At 40.4% G+C, this 15,739-nt stretch carries 15 protein-coding genes, 1 tRNA gene, 1 other RNA gene and 1 other annotated feature; of the genes, 4 read left to right on the forward strand and 13 right to left on the reverse strand.

Translation table 11 applies throughout. From position 1 onward, the window contains the following. Window positions 1-268 precede the first annotated feature (268 nt). The 7 genes from AB7942_RS28940 to tadA form a co-directional block, all read right to left on the reverse strand. Window positions 269-532: a pro-sigmaK processing inhibitor BofA family protein gene (locus AB7942_RS28940; protein ID WP_088084904.1), complete on the reverse strand. Its 264-nt coding sequence runs from the start codon at window positions 530-532 to the stop codon at window positions 269-271. Between the two features lie 84 nt (window positions 533-616). Continuing rightward, a complete protein-coding gene (locus AB7942_RS28945) occupies window positions 617-838 on the reverse strand; it encodes a YaaL family protein (protein ID WP_088084903.1) in 222 nt (73 codons plus the stop codon). A 21-nt stretch (window positions 839-859) separates the two neighbouring features. Continuing rightward, complete coding sequence (gene recR, locus AB7942_RS28950) at window positions 860-1,456, reverse strand: recombination mediator RecR (protein ID WP_088084902.1); 597 nt, start codon at window positions 1,454-1,456, stop codon at window positions 860-862. Window positions 1,457-1,473: 17 nt separating this feature from the next. Then, window positions 1,474-1,794: a YbaB/EbfC family nucleoid-associated protein gene (locus AB7942_RS28955; protein ID WP_066259542.1), complete on the reverse strand. Its 321-nt coding sequence runs from the start codon at window positions 1,792-1,794 to the stop codon at window positions 1,474-1,476. A 29-nt stretch (window positions 1,795-1,823) separates the two neighbouring features. Next, on the reverse strand, window positions 1,824-3,512 hold the full coding sequence (dnaX, locus tag AB7942_RS28960; protein ID WP_369449539.1) for a DNA polymerase III subunit gamma/tau: 1,689 nt from the start codon (window positions 3,510-3,512) through the stop codon (window positions 1,824-1,826). Window positions 3,513-3,656: 144 nt separating this feature from the next. Continuing rightward, window positions 3,657-3,921, reverse strand: an RNA gene (gene ffs, locus AB7942_RS28965) — signal recognition particle sRNA large type. Between the two features lie 76 nt (window positions 3,922-3,997). Then, entirely contained in the window at window positions 3,998-4,513 is a 516-nt protein-coding gene (gene tadA, locus AB7942_RS28970) for a tRNA adenosine(34) deaminase TadA (protein WP_369449543.1), read from the reverse strand. 241 nt (window positions 4,514-4,754) lie between these two features. On the opposite strand from tadA, the gene AB7942_RS28975 reads away from it, so the two are divergent. The 3 genes from AB7942_RS28975 to AB7942_RS28985 all read left to right on the forward strand — a co-directional run bounded on the left by AB7942_RS28975 (window position 4,755) and on the right by AB7942_RS28985 (window position 7,598). Beyond that, complete coding sequence (locus AB7942_RS28975) at window positions 4,755-6,041, forward strand: LysM peptidoglycan-binding domain-containing protein (RefSeq protein WP_369449540.1); 1,287 nt, start codon at window positions 4,755-4,757, stop codon at window positions 6,039-6,041. A 198-nt stretch (window positions 6,042-6,239) separates the two neighbouring features. Then, entirely contained in the window at window positions 6,240-6,887 is a 648-nt protein-coding gene (locus tag AB7942_RS28980; protein ID WP_369449544.1) for a deoxynucleoside kinase, read from the forward strand. Window positions 6,888-6,902: 15 nt separating this feature from the next. Beyond that, complete coding sequence (locus AB7942_RS28985; protein ID WP_483310946.1) at window positions 6,903-7,598, forward strand: deoxynucleoside kinase; 696 nt, start codon at window positions 6,903-6,905, stop codon at window positions 7,596-7,598. Between the two features lie 248 nt (window positions 7,599-7,846). Here AB7942_RS28985 and AB7942_RS28990 read toward each other — a convergent pair. The 6 genes from AB7942_RS28990 to guaB form a co-directional block, all read right to left on the reverse strand. Next, window positions 7,847-7,939, reverse strand: a tRNA-Ser gene (locus AB7942_RS28990). 98 nt (window positions 7,940-8,037) lie between these two features. Then, complete coding sequence (serS, locus tag AB7942_RS28995) at window positions 8,038-9,318, reverse strand: serine--tRNA ligase (protein WP_088084897.1); 1,281 nt, start codon at window positions 9,316-9,318, stop codon at window positions 8,038-8,040. Between the two features lie 90 nt (window positions 9,319-9,408). Further along, window positions 9,409-9,632, reverse strand: a binding site (T-box leader). Between the two features lie 57 nt (window positions 9,633-9,689). Further along, window positions 9,690-10,280: a pyridoxal 5'-phosphate synthase glutaminase subunit PdxT gene (pdxT, locus tag AB7942_RS29000; protein WP_088084896.1), complete on the reverse strand. Its 591-nt coding sequence runs from the start codon at window positions 10,278-10,280 to the stop codon at window positions 9,690-9,692. A 1-nt stretch (window position 10,281) separates the two neighbouring features. Continuing rightward, entirely contained in the window at window positions 10,282-11,163 is an 882-nt protein-coding gene (gene pdxS, locus AB7942_RS29005; protein WP_088084895.1) for a pyridoxal 5'-phosphate synthase lyase subunit PdxS, read from the reverse strand. Between the two features lie 198 nt (window positions 11,164-11,361). Further along, on the reverse strand, window positions 11,362-12,672 hold the full coding sequence (locus AB7942_RS29010; protein WP_369449545.1) for a D-alanyl-D-alanine carboxypeptidase family protein: 1,311 nt from the start codon (window positions 12,670-12,672) through the stop codon (window positions 11,362-11,364). A 219-nt stretch (window positions 12,673-12,891) separates the two neighbouring features. After that, entirely contained in the window at window positions 12,892-14,361 is a 1,470-nt protein-coding gene (gene guaB, locus AB7942_RS29015; protein ID WP_088084893.1) for an IMP dehydrogenase, read from the reverse strand. Between the two features lie 106 nt (window positions 14,362-14,467). Between guaB and AB7942_RS29020 the strand changes: the two genes are divergently transcribed. Further along, on the forward strand, window positions 14,468-15,409 hold the full coding sequence (locus tag AB7942_RS29020; RefSeq protein WP_369449542.1) for a YaaC family protein: 942 nt from the start codon (window positions 14,468-14,470) through the stop codon (window positions 15,407-15,409). The last annotated feature ends 330 nt before the right edge of the window (window positions 15,410-15,739 follow it).

The following is a 15,739-nucleotide window of genomic DNA, read 5'->3' on the forward strand; positions in this document are numbered from 1 at the left end:
TGGCTTAGTTTCTTAATTGAAACTAAAATTTTTGTTTGTTTGCACGATTTTGTTTGTTTAGTTTTCAAAGAACAATTTCTCTATCGCCTAAAAGCGACTTTATTATCTTATCAAGTTATCAACCAGAAGTCAACAACTTTTTTCGTTTGCATTTCATCATCTCTGTGACGACTTTTCATATATTACAGCATATAAAAGGATTGGTCAATACTTTTTTTAAAATTTGTTTTTCAAAAAGAAAAACCGCTTTTTTTCAGCGGTTTTCGGTTTAGAGTACCCAATGTTGAATAGCAGCTAAAGCAATTAGACCCGGGATTCCTAAAAATCCTGAAATAGCCGATGTAGCAAAATTAATCGGCACATGAATGCCATAGCGGTTACCCGCAGCATTTAAGAAGAATAAAAATAGCGCTCCAATGACTAATTTAATAGCAGCCTGTCCAACCAATCGAGCAGGCTTAAAAGGAGCACCCGTAAATAAAAGGATAAGAATGAGCCCTCCGAGGATGGATATTACGATAATTGGTTCCAAAAAAGCTATCCCCCTTCTTAAGTCACTTTGTTTCAACTTATGTACAAGTTGATAAAAATAGACCTAAAAAAAGAAATAGCTTGTTTATGATCTCATTAAGGTAACATTCCGCTGCTTTGCTTCTCTTAATAGAAAGATATATTTTGCCTCGGCAATTTTTGTTTGGCAAATCACTTCTTCGGAAGGATCAAAACTTTTTTCCAACAGCAGTTTTTCTTGCTGCCAATGTTCTTTATATCGATTCAACTGCATTAAGAGCTTTTCATTATACTCTTTACGCAGCCGACCTTTACGCTGAAAAAACATGACTGATTCCTCCGCGTCTTTTTAAAATTCTCTTCGCCCTTCAATCGCTTTCGATAAGGTTACCTCATCCGCATATTCAAGGTCCCCGCCAACAGGAAGCCCATGCGCAATTCTTGTCGTTTTAATCCCGGATGGCCTTAACAAACGTGAAATGTACATCGCGGTTGCTTCCCCTTCAATATTAGGGTTAGTCGCTAGGATCACTTCAGTAACTGTTTCATCCTGAAGACGTTTTAAGAGGTCAGGAATATTGATATCCTCAGGACCTATCCCATCCATCGGGGAAATCGCCCCATGCAGAACATGGTACAAACCATTGAATTCCTTCATTTTTTCCATCGCTATCACATCTTTAGGATCTTGGACGACACAAATGATACTTCTATCCCGTCGTTGGTCCTCACAAATATAACATGGATCCTGATCCGTGATATGACCACAGACAGAACAATAGGTTAGATTTCGTTTGGCATTCACTAGTGCTTTGGCAAAATCAAGCACCGTATCCTCTTTCATACTTAGGACAAAAAAAGCCAGACGACCGGCCGTTTTTGGGCCGATACCTGGCAGCTTCATAAAGCTGTCAATCAGCTTAGATATTGGTTCAGGATAATGCATCTTTTGCTATTCCACTCCTAAAAAGGAAGGTTCATTCCTTTTGTAAATTGCCCCATCGTACTGTTTGTTAACTCTTCTACCTTTTTAAGAGCATCATTTGTTGCAGCTAAAACAAGGTCTTGAAGCATTTCGATATCATCCGGATCGACTGCCTCTGGTTTGATAATTACATCGACAACTTCCTTATGACCGGTTACCACTACTGTGACCATTCCGCCGCCAGCAGATCCTTCAATCTTCTTTTCACCTAATTCTTCTTGTGCTTCCGCCATTTTCTTTTGCATCTTTTGCATTTGTTTCATCATATTTTGCATATTTCCCATTCCGCCACCACGCATCATTACATCTACCTCCATTTAATTAGTTATTAATCAATAATTTCCACAAATTCTTCGCCAAATATTTTTTTCGCCTCGGCAATATGCGGTTCTTCTTCCTTAGGTGCTTCGCTGGTTTCTCCTTCAGCACCATCATGACTATTCAAAAAGTTTTCGCGAATTGGCAGCCATTGGTCTTCAGGAACACCTAAAAGGATGAATCTTTTGCCGGTTAATTTATTTAATGAGGCGATCACAGCATCAAGAAAATCCGCACGATTCATTGCCATTTGACAAATCATCTCATGCTTGAATTTTATAATAAAAGCAGTTGAGGACGCTGCAATCGGCTCTGCATCGTTTAACAGGGCGGCTTGTGATTTTAAAAGACTAGCCCGCAATTCGCCCCAATTGGCTTTGATGACATTTAGATCGCTTTTCGTTGCCTGCTTTAATACTTCATTGATTTTTCCAACTGCAGGCTGAAATGTCTTTTTAGAAGACCTTGGCGCAGACTTCTGCGCTTGTGTTGCGGTTTCTTGTGGGACTGCCGCCAAACCAGTTTCCTTTAAATGCTGCAGTTCGGTCTCAAGCTGGCCGATTCTTGTTATTAATTGTTCAATTTGTGCTGGATTTGCTTGCTCTGTGTGTTTTACTTCCATTTGACATAACTTAACGATCGCTACTTCAAGGAAAATTCTTGGATGGTTGGTCCAGCGCATTTCTTGTTGAGTTTTATTCAAGAGATCGATAAGCTGATAAATCTGCTCCATTGAGATAGTTTCAGCCATGATTCGAAAATCATCATCAAGCATCACTCTTTCAAGGGATTCTTCAAGGTTTGGTGCTGTTTTATAAAGCAGCATATCACGATAAAATAAAATTAAATCCTCAATAAAGCGCATCGGGTCTTTTCCATGGAATAAAAGTTCATCCAGTGCTTCTAACCCGCTCGCAACATCCTTTTCCCGGAAGGCTAAGGCCAGCTTATTCAAAAATCCCTGCGATACTGATCCGGTTACAGTTAAGGCGTCCTCAATCGACACCTGGTCCTGGCTATACGATATGGCCTGATCTAATAAACTGAGCGCATCACGCATACCGCCATCTGCTGCCCGGGCAATCAATTGCAGGGCTCGCTCATCACAATTAACTCCAGTTTCCTCAACGATTAATTTCATCCGTTTGACGATTGCTCCAGCTGTAATCCTTCTAAAGTCAAAACGCTGACATCTTGAAATAATGGTTAAGGGGATCTTATGAGGTTCTGTCGTCGCTAAAATAAAGATCACATGCTTTGGCGGTTCTTCTAATGTTTTTAACAATGCATTGAATGCGCTAATGGATAGCATATGTACTTCATCAATAATATAGACCTTATAATTAACCGAAGTAGGTGCAAATTTGACCTTATCAAGCACATCACGCATTTCCTCCACGCGTGAGTTCGAGGCAGCATCAAATTCAAGCACATCCGAGATCGTCCCATTGGTAATGCCAAGACAAGATGCACACTCATTACACGGCTCTGAAACCGGCGAACGTTCACAATTAATCGCCTTTGCTAATATTTTAGCCGCACTTGTTTTCCCAGTTCCTCTCGGTCCTGAAAAAAGATATGCATGAGAGATCTTTTGTTGAAGCAGGGCGTTTTGCAATGTCTTGGTTACATGTTCTTGTCCTACTACATCAATAAATGTTTGAGGCCGCCAAACACGGTATAAAGCCTGATAACTCAATTGACATCGCCCCCTTCAAATTTTTCATCTTTCCACTTTTCTTATTATACCTTAACCTTTTTGGTTTTTACAAAATGAATCTAGTTGAATGAACAAAAAAACTCATCCCTATTCTGAGATGAGTTAATTTATGTAATATAACTGCCGTGCACCTTCCGTCGACTAACGCCCATAAGCGTTACTTAAGCAGTTAGCTCGGCCCAGGCAACCCTGCGGCACATGGGAGCGTCCACTTAATGCTGCTTCCTTCCGGACCTGACATGGTTCATGGATTCCCATTGCGCAGGACCCGGGCGTCAACACCACTTACTTAAGGCAGACCCTACAGGTCGTTAGCCTCGGGAAGGGATTCAGTCCCGCTAGAGCGGATTGCGGGTACAGGGCACCGCTACCTCCCCACCTAGCACGGCAAAGTTGATACCAAAGTTTAGTGCGTCTCTATGACGCTTTCTTAGTATACAAATATTCTCGTAAAAAAGCAATCACTATTCACTGTCAGTTTTTGTAAGTTCATCCTTTTGCACTTTTTTCTCGTGCTTTTTCCGCTCTCTTATTTTTCGAAAAAAGTCGGAGAGTATTTGCCCGCACTCTTTTTCTAATACACCGCTGATAACCTCACTCTGATGGTTGAAGCGCTCATCCCCCAAGAGGTTCATGAGTGTACCCGCACAGCCGCCCTTAGGGTCAACTGCACCATAAACGACTCGTTTGACCCTTGATAACATGATTGCTCCTGCGCACATTGGGCAAGGCTCTAACGTTACATATAAGGTGGCATCTTCAAGGCGCCACGAGCGCAGTTCCTTGCAGGCCTGATCAATCGCTAATAGTTCAGCATGGGCGATGGCATTTTGCTCGCTCTCCCGTAAATTGTGGGCCCGAGCAACAACCTTTCCTTCTATTACAATAACCGCTCCAATCGGCACCTCTTTCAGCTCTTCTGCTTTTTCAGCTTCCTTTATTGCTTCTCTCATAAAATCTTCATCTTGCATACGCTCAATTGTCATCATATTTCCCCTTTAAAACCTCAATTTAACGGAAAAAATTGCCGGTCATCTTTATTAATGACCATTATAATTTATAGCAGGCTGATTTACATAAAATTATTGACGTTTGCCATTAAGAATGTCTTAAAGGCAAACATACATCCTAGTACAGATGAAATTTAACAGCATTATATCATTTATCCGCTCCCTCTTTCATAAAATAGTTGCAACGCATATTTGCCAAGGAGGGATTAGGATGCAAATCCATGTGATAAAAAGGAATGAATCATTAACTACAATCGCTAGGACTTATCATACAACCGTTCAAGATATCGTTGAGGCCAATGATTTACCCAATCCAAACAATCTAGTTATCGGACAGTCGCTTGTCATTCCAATCATCGGTCACTTTTACTTCGTGCAGCCAGGCGATTCCTTATTCTCCATATCAAGAAAGGTTGGCGTCCCTTATCAGCAACTTGCCACCATCAATCGGATTAATGTAAATCAACCACTTAATGTAGGCTTTCGTCTCTATATACCTCAAGGTAAAAAAAGAAACGCCGAGTTTAACGCGTACGTTGAACCGCGCGGCACCACTGTAGCCCCTATCCTAGAAACCAGTGCCCGTGAGGCCGCACCCTATCTCACGTATTTAGCCCCCTTTAGCTTTCAAGCACGACGCGATGGTACCTTGAAAGAACCATTACTTAATAACTTTCCTGCCATTGCTAAAGCCAATCGAAATGTCTTAATGATGGTTATTAACAATCAAGAAAATGACCAGTTTAACGATGAACTCGGTCGTATTCTTTTGAATGATACCGCTATACAAGATAAATTTCTTAACAATATTGTCACCACTGCCAATAAGTATGGTTTCCGTGATATTCACTTTGACTTTGAGTTTTTACGCCCTGCGGACCGCGAGGCCTATAATCGCTTTTTACGAAAAGCAAAACAAAGATTCTCACGTCAAGGCTGGCTCATGTCAACCGCCCTTGCCCCAAAGACTAGCGCAACCCAAAAAGGAAAATGGTATGAGGGGCATGATTATAAGGCTCACGGCGAAATCGCTGACTTTGTCGTCATTATGACTTATGAATGGGGTTATAGCGGCGGCCCAGCGATGGCGGTATCGCCCATTGATCAAGTAAGAAGAGTATTGGAGTATGCAATAACTGATATTCCAGCAAATAAAATTATGATGGGACAAAACCTGTATGGCTATAATTGGACATTGCCATTCGTGCCGGGGTCAGTGGCAAAGGCAGTGAGCCCACAGCAGGCGATACAGTTGGCTGCAAGCCACAATGTCCCGATACAATATGACACCAAAGCCCAGGCCCCATTTTTTAAATATACTGATGCTGGGAAGCAGCATGAGGTTTGGTTTGAGGATGCCCGCTCGATCCAGGCAAAGTTTGACTTAATTAAAGAGTTAAATATTAGGGGCATGAGCTATTGGAAGCTTGGGCTGGCCTTCCCGCAAAACTGGCTGTTGATCATAGACAATTTCAATGTCACAAAACATGCGACTTAAATATTTTTATTCTACAAAAACTGCCCCTATTCGGCAGTTTTTTCATATATTTGACATAATACTAATTTCTTCTAAATATTCCTTATCCCTTCCTGGGTGAGATTATGATAAAATAGTCTTTGCATGTTTTACGTGACTAAATAACCAGTTTAACTGGTGAAACATAGAGTGAAGGCAGTTGGAGAAGGAGGACTTGCAATGGGGGATACACCCTTTATTACCGTTGAAGGGCCGATAGGTGTTGGCAAAACATCTCTCGCTAAAGCCATTTCAGCGCAATTCGAATTTGCATTACTAAAAGAGATTGTTGATGAAAATCCATTTCTAGGGAAATTCTATGAAAATATTGAGGAGTGGAGTTTTCAAACGGAAATGTTTTTCCTCTGCAATCGCTTTAAGCAATTAGGGGATATCAATACCCATTTCTTAAGCCAAAATCAATCCGTCGTAGCGGATTATCATATCTTCAAAAATTTAATTTTTGCTAAGCGTTCATTAAGTAGGGACGAGTATCAAAAATACTATAAAATTTATCAAATTCTTACCGAGGATATGCCGAAGCCTAACGTGATTATTTATCTGAATGCAAGCCTAGACACGCTGTTAAAACGCATCAAAGTAAGAGGGCGTGAAGTCGAAAAAAATATCAGCCCCTTATATTTAGAGCAGTTATCGCTTGACTATGAAGAAACAATGATGATCTTTGAAAAAGAACATCCAGAAATACCAGTTCTTCGTTTCAGTGGGGATGAATTGGATTTTGTTAAAAATGAACATGACTTAAACCATATTATTGGTCAGTTATCATTAGCATTAAAAAAAAGCAGCTGGACTAAAACACTATAGAACAGGGGAATGTTAGTGAGTATCGTAATTGGTGGTATGATAGGTCTTGGAAAAACAAGTGTTGCAGACACATTAAATGCACACTTTCAAAATAGAGGTATTGAGAGTAAAGTGTTTTATGAATCGGTGGATGATAATCCGATTCTACCGCTCTATTATGAACTGACACCTGAAGAATTAGATGCAAGAAGAATTCCTTTCCTTCTTCAATTATTCTTCTTAAATAAACGCTTTAAAACGGTTAAGGAATGCGTCAGTTGGAGAGAGCCTGTTTACACCATTCAGGACCGTTCCATTTATGAAGATTGGTATTTTGCTTATGTAAATAAATCATTAGGCAGAATATCAGATTTGGAATTTAAAATTTACGAAGACCTAGTTGAAAATATGCTTGAAGAACTAAGTGAACTTCCAAGGAAAGCGCCAGATTTAATGGTTTACCTTAAAGGTTCGTTCGATACGGTAATTGATCGGATTATGGCGCGCGGTCGAAGCTTTGAAATAAACCCTGAGCTGAAGGAATACTACTTCGAAGTTTGGAAGGGTTATGATGAGTGGGTCATGAATCAGTATGCAGCAAGTGAAGTATTAGTGATTGATATGGATACGACAGACGTTGTAAAAAGTGAAGAAGATGCCACTAAGGTCTGCCGTGCGGTGGAAGATAAACTACAAGAAATATTAAATATGAGAACTGCACATATTGGATAATCCAATATGTGTTTTTTTATATAAAGCGGAAGCACCCGTTCAGCGGCGTATGGCCTGGAGCGCTCCAACTGAGATAAAGGAAACACGGAGAGCGTTAGCGATTCGATGTTGACTTATCGTAGGGCGGAGAGCGAAGGACACTAGCCGTTGGGTGCTGGAGCTAGACTCAAAGACACAAAAAAAAATCCGTTACATGAAATGTAACGAACCATTATCTCCAGTTTTTATGCGCGATTATAAAATATTAATGGAGGAGGAAGAGGGATTCGAACCCCCGCGCGGTATGACCCGCCTGTCGGTTTTCAAGACCGATCCCTTCAGCCAAACTTGGGTATTCCTCCGTATCAACAAAAACTAATTTACCACATTGTTTTTACTATGTCAACATACTAAATAAAAAAACTGGACAAATTTTTGGTCTGTCCAGTTTTTTGTAATTTTACATAGGAGCAATGACTTCGCGGTTGCCCATATATGGACGTAAAACCGTAGGAATCACGACACTGCCATCGGCTTGCTGGTAATTTTCTAAAATTGCAGCCACCGTACGGCCAATCGCGAGGCCAGAACCATTTAAGGTGTGTACATGCTCTGGTTTAGCCTTTGGTTCGCGACGGAAGCGAATATTTGCCCGCCTTGCCTGGAAGGCCTCAAAATTACTGCAAGAAGAAATTTCTCGGTAGGTCCCATAGCTTGGAATCCAAACTTCAATGTCATATTTTTTTGCTGCGGTAAAGCCAAGGTCAGCTGTACACATGCTTAACACACGGTATGGCAGTTCAAGTAATTGTAATACCCGTTCAGCGTCATTTGTCAGCTTTTCCAGTTCCTGATAAGAATCCTCAGGCTTAACAAACTTAACAAGTTCAACTTTATTAAATTGATGCTGACGAATCAAACCTCGTGTATCACGGCCCGCGGAGCCAGCCTCAGAGCGGAAACACGCACTGTATGCGGCGAAGCGGATCGGCAATTGTTCGCCGCTTAAAATCTCATCTCGATGAAGATTGGTAACAGGTACCTCAGCTGTTGGAATCAAGAAGTAATCTTCATTTTCAATCAAAAAGGCATCTTCTTCAAACTTAGGAAGTTGGCCAGTTCCAGTCATGCTAGCTCTGTTGACTAAATAAGGCGGCAATATTTCTGTATAGCCATGCTCATCAACATGGAGGTCTAACATGAAACTCATTAATGCACGTTCTAAACGAGCTCCTAACCCTTTATAAAAGACAAAGCGGCTTCCAGTTACTTTACCAGCCCGTTCAAAATCCAGAATACCTAGTTGATCAGCAACATCCCAGTGAGGCTTGGCTTCAAACTCAAACTCACGCACCTTGCCCCACTGTCTAATTTCAATATTATCATCCTCGGTTTCACCAACTGGAACACTTTCATGCGGGATATTTGGAATGCTCAACATCAAAAGTTCTAATGACTCTTCAACCACTCGTAATTCATCATCAAACGTTTTGATCTGGTCACCAACCTCACGCATTTCTTTAATTAAGTGATCGGCATCCTGCTTTTCACGCTTTAAAGAAGCAACCTGCTGGGAAACCTCATTTCGGCGGCTTTTTAACTTTTCTGTTTCCACAATCAATTCGCGTCTTCTTTGGTCGAGTTCTTCAAACTGATCGAGAGCAGATAAATCTTCTCCACGCTTTTGAAGTTTTGCTTTTACATCTTCAAAATCAGCTCTTAACACTTTAATATCTAGCATAATAACAGCGCTCCTTTTTATAAAAGTATTTTAGATTAGACTTGCTTCACGGGCGCATCCGCTTAAAAATAAAAAAACTCCCGCCCCTAATACAGGGACGAGAGTTACTCGCGATACCACCCTGGTTGACAGAAAAAACTGTCCACCTCGAAAAAACGTTAACGGTTTCTACCGAAAGTACTTACTGACCTCATGAGGAGGTGTTCCGCACCTTGCTCGAGGAGGGATTCACAAGCTTCATCCACCGGTTCACACCAACCACCGGCTCTCTAAAGAATGAATCTCCTGCTACTAGTTCCTCTCATTGCTTTAAACTTTATTTAGATTTTGTAATTTTAAATTACTATAATTATAAACCAAATGCAACCCTGTTATACAAACTGTTTAGCCTTAGCTTCCTTCACCATCTCGACGAAGTACGCGGTAAGGCCATGATTATCCGTCAACTCAGGATGGAAGGAACAGCCTAGAAATTGTCCTTCCCGTGCGGCCACGATGCGGTCATTATGCTTGGACAGAATTTCAACATTCTCTCCCGCCTCAACGATGTGCGGTGCACGAATAAATACTGCTGGGAAGCTTTCAGCAACGTCTTTAATCGCAAGGTCCGCCTCAAAGCTGTCAACCTGGCGTCCAAACGAGTTACGTTCCACCTTAATGTCCATTACACCGATGTGTGACTCGTTATAGCCAACAAGATCTTTGGCTAATAAAATGAGCCCCGCACAGGTACCGAACATAGGTTTTCCTTCTTGAGCAAATTCTTTTAGGGCATCCATAAAATCATATTTGTCAATTAAACGTCGCATTGCTGTACTTTCTCCGCCAGGAAGAATGAGGCCATCCACTTCTTGTAGTTCTTCTTTTCTTTTGATTGCGACGGCCTCTACACCACATGCTTCTATAGAGTTCATATGTTCACGGACTGCCCCTTGTAGAGCAAGAACGCCGATTCTAATCATCTTACCATCCACGCTCCTGCATGCGTGCTTCAGGTGCTAGTGATGAAATTTCGATCCCTTTCATTGGTGTTCCAAGATCCTTTGAAAGTTCAGCAATTAATTTATAGTCTTGATAATGTGTAGTTGCTTCAACAATCGCTCTAGCAAATTTCGCTGGGTTTTCTGATTTAAAGATACCAGAACCAACAAATACACCGTCCGCTCCTAATTGCATCATTAACGCTGCATCAGCAGGTGTTGCCACACCGCCAGCAGCAAAGTTAACAACTGGCAGCTTGCCAAGGCGTTTAATTTCTAAGAGGATTTCATATGGTGCACCTAATAGCTTTGCTTCTGTCATAAGCTCGTCCTCATTCATTGCAACAACTTTACGGACTTGAGCATTTACCTTACGGATATGGCGGACTGCTTCAACAATATTACCTGTTCCTGGTTCGCCTTTTGTACGAAGCATAGATGCTCCTTCACCAATCCTGCGGGCAGCCTCACCAAGGTCACGACAGCCACATACAAACGGTACAGTATAATCTCTTTTATTTAAATGGTATTCTTCATCAGCAGGTGTTAAAACTTCACTCTCATCGATATAGTCAACACCCATTGCTTCAAGAATGCGCGCTTCTACAATATGTCCAATTCTTCCTTTAGCCATTACAGGGATCGTCACAGCACCCATAACTGCTTCAATGATTCTAGGGTCTGCCATTCTTGCCACACCGCCAGCCGCGCGGATATCTGAAGGAACACGCTCTAAAGCCATTACTGCTACTGCTCCTGCTTCTTCAGCAATTTTCGCCTGCTCTGCATTAACAACATCCATGATGACGCCGCCCTTTTGCATTTCAGCCATACCACGTTTTACGAGATCAGTACCTGTTATCATTTCTAAATCCCCCTAATTATTTCTTTTAATATTAAGAAAAATTTTCTCATAGTTTCAGAAATCTTTATTAATTTAGTCGGAACTATTTTAACCCCATAAAAACATTAAAGCAACAAAAAAGGATTCCTGTCAAGACAAGAATCCATTTTGCGTCCATCCTATTATTCCCACTTAGAGCTTCCTACTGTTTGAATTTAATTAAAACCATCCTTTAACAGCAGTAGAAATTCCATGCCAGACATCACCAAAAAAACTACCGATGCCTCTCATCATTAACACAAACCAGTTTGACTTTTCTACATCATTTGCAGCAATCACATCAACCTTGACCTTTTGTTGACCTGCTGTTGTTAAGAACTTAACTTTTTCACCATTTTTTGGTGCAACTGTTAAGTAACCCACCGTTTCACCTTTTTTAATGGGTGCGGTTAGCTCACCGTTTTTATTCAGTTTCTTTTTATCAAGTACAAGAACTGGTTTATAATTTTCTTTTCCGCCATTCTGAATCATCATATTTATGGCTGATTTCGAATAGATTTTTACTTGATCCTCTTTCCCTTTAACAACAGGAACAGTTTTCTGACCTTTTACTTGATAATGTTTAGGAACAAGCTTTTCCTTTGTATAATTGCTAAAAGCATAATCCAGCATTTTTTTCGTTTCACCAAAGCGTGCCTTATACCCATCGTTTTTGCCGCTAATATCCTTAGCATTTTGAACAACAGTTATAAATCGTTTACCATCACGGCTTGCTGTCCCTGTAAAACAGTAACCTGCAAAATCAGTGGTACCTGTTTTTAGCCCGTCCATGCCTTGATAACCATAAACCAATGATGGCAGCATCCAGTTCCAGTTTTGCATTTCTATTCTATCTTCTGTTCCTTCTCGGAATACCTTTTTAGGCGTACTAGCCGTTTTTAGCACATCTGGATAATCATTAATGAGATGAAAAGCTAATGTCGCCACGTCATGAGGGGACATAACGTTTTCTTCATCTGCTCCTGTTCCTTCTGGTTGGTCACCGTTATAATCTTTATTATTCAAACCGGTGGAGTTTACAAATTTACTATTTTTCAATCCTAATTTTTTTGCCTTGTCATTCATCATTTTCACAAAATTCGTTTCCGTACCGCCAATGACTTCAGCTAGAGCAATGGTTGTCCCATTTGCAGAATAAATAGCCATTGCTTCATATAATTCTCGAACATTATATTTTTCACCAAGGCGTAATGGGACATTAGATAAACCAGTCGGCTGTGAGATTTTATAAACAAGATCACTTACTGTATATTCCTGATCCCATTTCACCTTTCCATGTTTTACAGCATCGAGTAAAAGATACTCAGTCATCATTTTCGTCATACTGGCAATTCCTAATGGACTGTCAGCATTCTTTTCATATAAAATCCTGCCCGTTTCTCCATCAACCAAAATAGCTCCGTCTGCATTTACATTTAATGCTGCGTCTGCCTTCGCTATATCAACACCAGCAAATAGTCCAAAAAACATAATTATTGCCATTGCACTGGCAATACATTTCCGATAAAAATGTTTGTTCACTTTAACGCCCTCCAAGAATTTATACACTTTGGTTATTTTAACATATCTCTATGGCAAATCATAGACGGAGCTATGAACCATCTTATGGCTATTTTTGAAAGTTTCTCAAACATTCCTGGGCCTTTTTTCACAAAAAAACAGAGAAGCCGTGCTTCTCTGTTTTAAATATTATAACGAGTAATTTGGAGCCTCTTTTGTGATTTGGACATCATGTGGATGACTCTCTCTAAGACCCGCACCGGTCATTTTAATAAATTGTGCCTTCATCCTTAATTCCTCAAGGTCTTTAGTTCCACAATAGCCCATTCCTGACCTGAGGCCGCCGATCAGCTGATAAATGGTTTCTGCTAACGGCCCTTTATACGGGATCCGTCCTTCAATTCCTTCTGGAACAAACTTTTTATTATCTTCTTGGAAATAGCGGTCTTTAGAACCTTTTTCCATTGCTGCAACGGAACCCATGCCACGATATACCTTAAAACGTCGTCCTTGGAAAATCTCTGTCTCACCTGGACTCTCTGTTACCCCAGCCAATAGACTGCCCAGCATAACAGCATGTCCACCAGCTGCCAGTGCTTTCACGATGTCACCAGAGTATTTGATGCCGCCATCAGCAATAATCGTTTTACCATGCTTGAGCGCTTCTGATGCACAATCATAAACAGCGGTAATTTGCGGAACACCAACACCTGCTACAACCCTTGTCGTACAAATAGAGCCAGGTCCAATTCCTACTTTTACCACATCTGCTCCTGCCTCAATTAAGGCTTTGGTTCCTTCAGCTGTTGCCACGTTTCCAGCAATAATGGTGAGGTTAGGATACGCAGTTCTGATTTCCTTTACCATATCAAGAACACCTTTTGAATGTCCATGGGCTGTATCGAGGACAATCACATCGACATTTGCTTTTACAAGCATATCCACACGTTTCATCGTGTCGCTTGTTACACCGACTGCAGCTCCGGCTAATAAACGGCCTTGGCTATCCTTAGCGGAGTTTGGAAATTCAATAACCTTTTCGATATCTTTAATTGTTATTAGCCCTTTTAAAACACCCTGCTCATTTACAAGCGGAAGTTTTTCAATTTTGTAACGCTGCAGAATCTTCTCTGCCTCTTTTAACGTCGTTCCGACTGGGGCTGTGACAAGCTTCTCTTTGGTCATTACGTCAGAAATTTTAAATGAATAATCTTGGTCTGAAATAAAGCGAAGATCCCTATTGGTGATAATACCGATTAGCTTTTGTTCTTCAAAGTTATTTACGATTGGTACTCCGGAAATACGATATTTTCCCATTAAATGTTCCGCATCAAACACTTGGTGCTCTGGTGTTAGGAAAAATGGATCTGTAATAACCCCGCTTTCCGATCTCTTTACCTTTTCAACCTGCTCCGCCTGCTGATCAATGGTCATGTTTTTATGAATGATCCCTAAACCGCCTTGGCGAGCCATTGATATAGCCATTTCTGATTCTGTTACTGTGTCCATCCCAGCACTTATGATTGGAATGTTCAGCTTTACAGTTGGTGATAATTCCACTTGCAAGTTTACATCTCTTGGCAATACCTCAGATTTACCAGGAATTAATAACACATCATCAAACGTTAAACCTTCTTTTGAAAATTTACTTTCCCACATTTTTATGGCCCCCAGGAAAAAAATATTATTTGTAGGTTATCAATTGGATAAAATACTGTCAAGGAATAAGTATTAGTCTGATTCTTCTGAAAAAGGTGATGTAGTCTTGGGTATTGATTATAAAGATTGGAAAAGCTTCTCTTGCTTCTTTTCTGCGGAATACTGCCAGCGCTTTTTAAAAGGTTGTTACCAAAAGCGTCAGATCGAGAATCCTGAACAAAAAAGCTATGAAAATTGTTATGCTTTTCTTTATTATCTTGAACACGGACAAATTTATTATCAACAAGCAGAAAGCTCTCCACTTATTATAAAACCAATTTTACTTTTTTATGGTCTCGTCCATTTAATTAAAGCATGTATATTAACCATTGATCCTGCTTACCCAGAAACAACGGCGGTTTTAGCACACGGAGTTTCGTCAAGGAAAAGGAAGAAGCAGAATTATCATTTCTTTCAAGACGAAGTTAAATTTCAAAAAAATGGACTTTTCCCCTTCATCTCTGAAAAATTGTTTCACATGAAACAATTGGAAGGGGAGAAAGTCATAATGGAGGAATTACTACAGCTTATACCAGAGCTGGATGATTTATTCTTTTTACTTGAAGGGAAAAGAACATTTATTAAGTTACAAACGGATCAAAAACAGTTTTTTGTACCTGAAACCGTATTAGATCATTTTCATATGACAGAAAATCGGTTTAAGGAATTTTTGACATCTAAGTTTGAAAAAGGAGTGGAATTTTCAAATGATGGTCTCGCATTTTCGATGAACACGACTTCTCTTTTTGGAAATTCTCCACTTAAATATAATATTGAGAATGAAACCTTTGCATTGCCTCTGAATAAAGAGAACTATTTCAATTTCCCAGAACTATTGGTCCATTATTTATTACTTTACAATTTAAGTATGATCGCCCGCTATGAGACGGAATGGTGGAGTGAGCTGACAAAAATGATGCCCAATCAGGATTATCCATTCATATGTTCTTTTCTTGATGTCACCATGCAGAAAGGACCCTTTTTGATTTATCAGTATTTGATGGGATAACCATGTATCCTCTTTTAGTTACCGTTGAAGGATTTTTTCCTCTTCTTCGGTAACATAAAGCTTTTTTATGTTACCGGCGATGGCTTTTTTCTTCCTCTTTGGTAACATAAAGCCCTTCTATGTTACCGGCGATGGCTTTTTTCCTCCTCTTCGGTAACATAAGACACTTCTATGTTACCGAAGAGGGCTTTTTTTCTGTTGTATGGGCACAATTATTCTTTTTTGTGACCGGCCCAGGCTCTTTTCCTCTTCCATGGGCACAATTATCATTTACTGATCACCCATACATAAATCTTCGAAAACACAAAAAAACAACCATTTCTGGTTGTC

It is taken from the genome of Neobacillus sp. BF23-41 (assembly GCF_041106275.1).

Bases quoted from the DNA above. Each gene is read 5' to 3' on its own strand.
- AB7942_RS28945 (WP_088084903.1), bottom strand. From the start codon at position 838: ATGTTTTTTCAGCGTAAAGGTCGGCTGCGTAAAGAGTATAATGAAAAG.
- recR (WP_088084902.1), bottom strand. From the start codon at position 1,456: ATGCATTATCCTGAACCAATATCTAAGCTGATTGACAGCTTTATGAAG.
- AB7942_RS28955 (WP_066259542.1), bottom strand. From the start codon at position 1,794: ATGCGTGGTGGCGGAATGGGAAATATGCAAAATATGATGAAACAAATG.
- AB7942_RS28975 (WP_369449540.1), top strand. From the start codon at position 4,755: ATGCAAATCCATGTGATAAAAAGGAATGAATCATTAACTACAATCGCT.
- AB7942_RS28980 (WP_369449544.1), top strand. From the start codon at position 6,240: ATGGGGGATACACCCTTTATTACCGTTGAAGGGCCGATAGGTGTTGGC.
- serS (WP_088084897.1), bottom strand. From the start codon at position 9,318: ATGCTAGATATTAAAGTGTTAAGAGCTGATTTTGAAGATGTAAAAGCA.
- pdxT (WP_088084896.1), bottom strand. From the start codon at position 10,280: ATGATTAGAATCGGCGTTCTTGCTCTACAAGGGGCAGTCCGTGAACAT.
- pdxS (WP_088084895.1), bottom strand. From the start codon at position 11,163: ATGATAACAGGTACTGATCTCGTAAAACGTGGTATGGCTGAAATGCAA.
- AB7942_RS29010 (WP_369449545.1), bottom strand. From the start codon at position 12,672: ATGTTTTTTGGACTATTTGCTGGTGTTGATATAGCGAAGGCAGACGCA.
- guaB (WP_088084893.1), bottom strand. From the start codon at position 14,361: ATGTGGGAAAGTAAATTTTCAAAAGAAGGTTTAACGTTTGATGATGTG.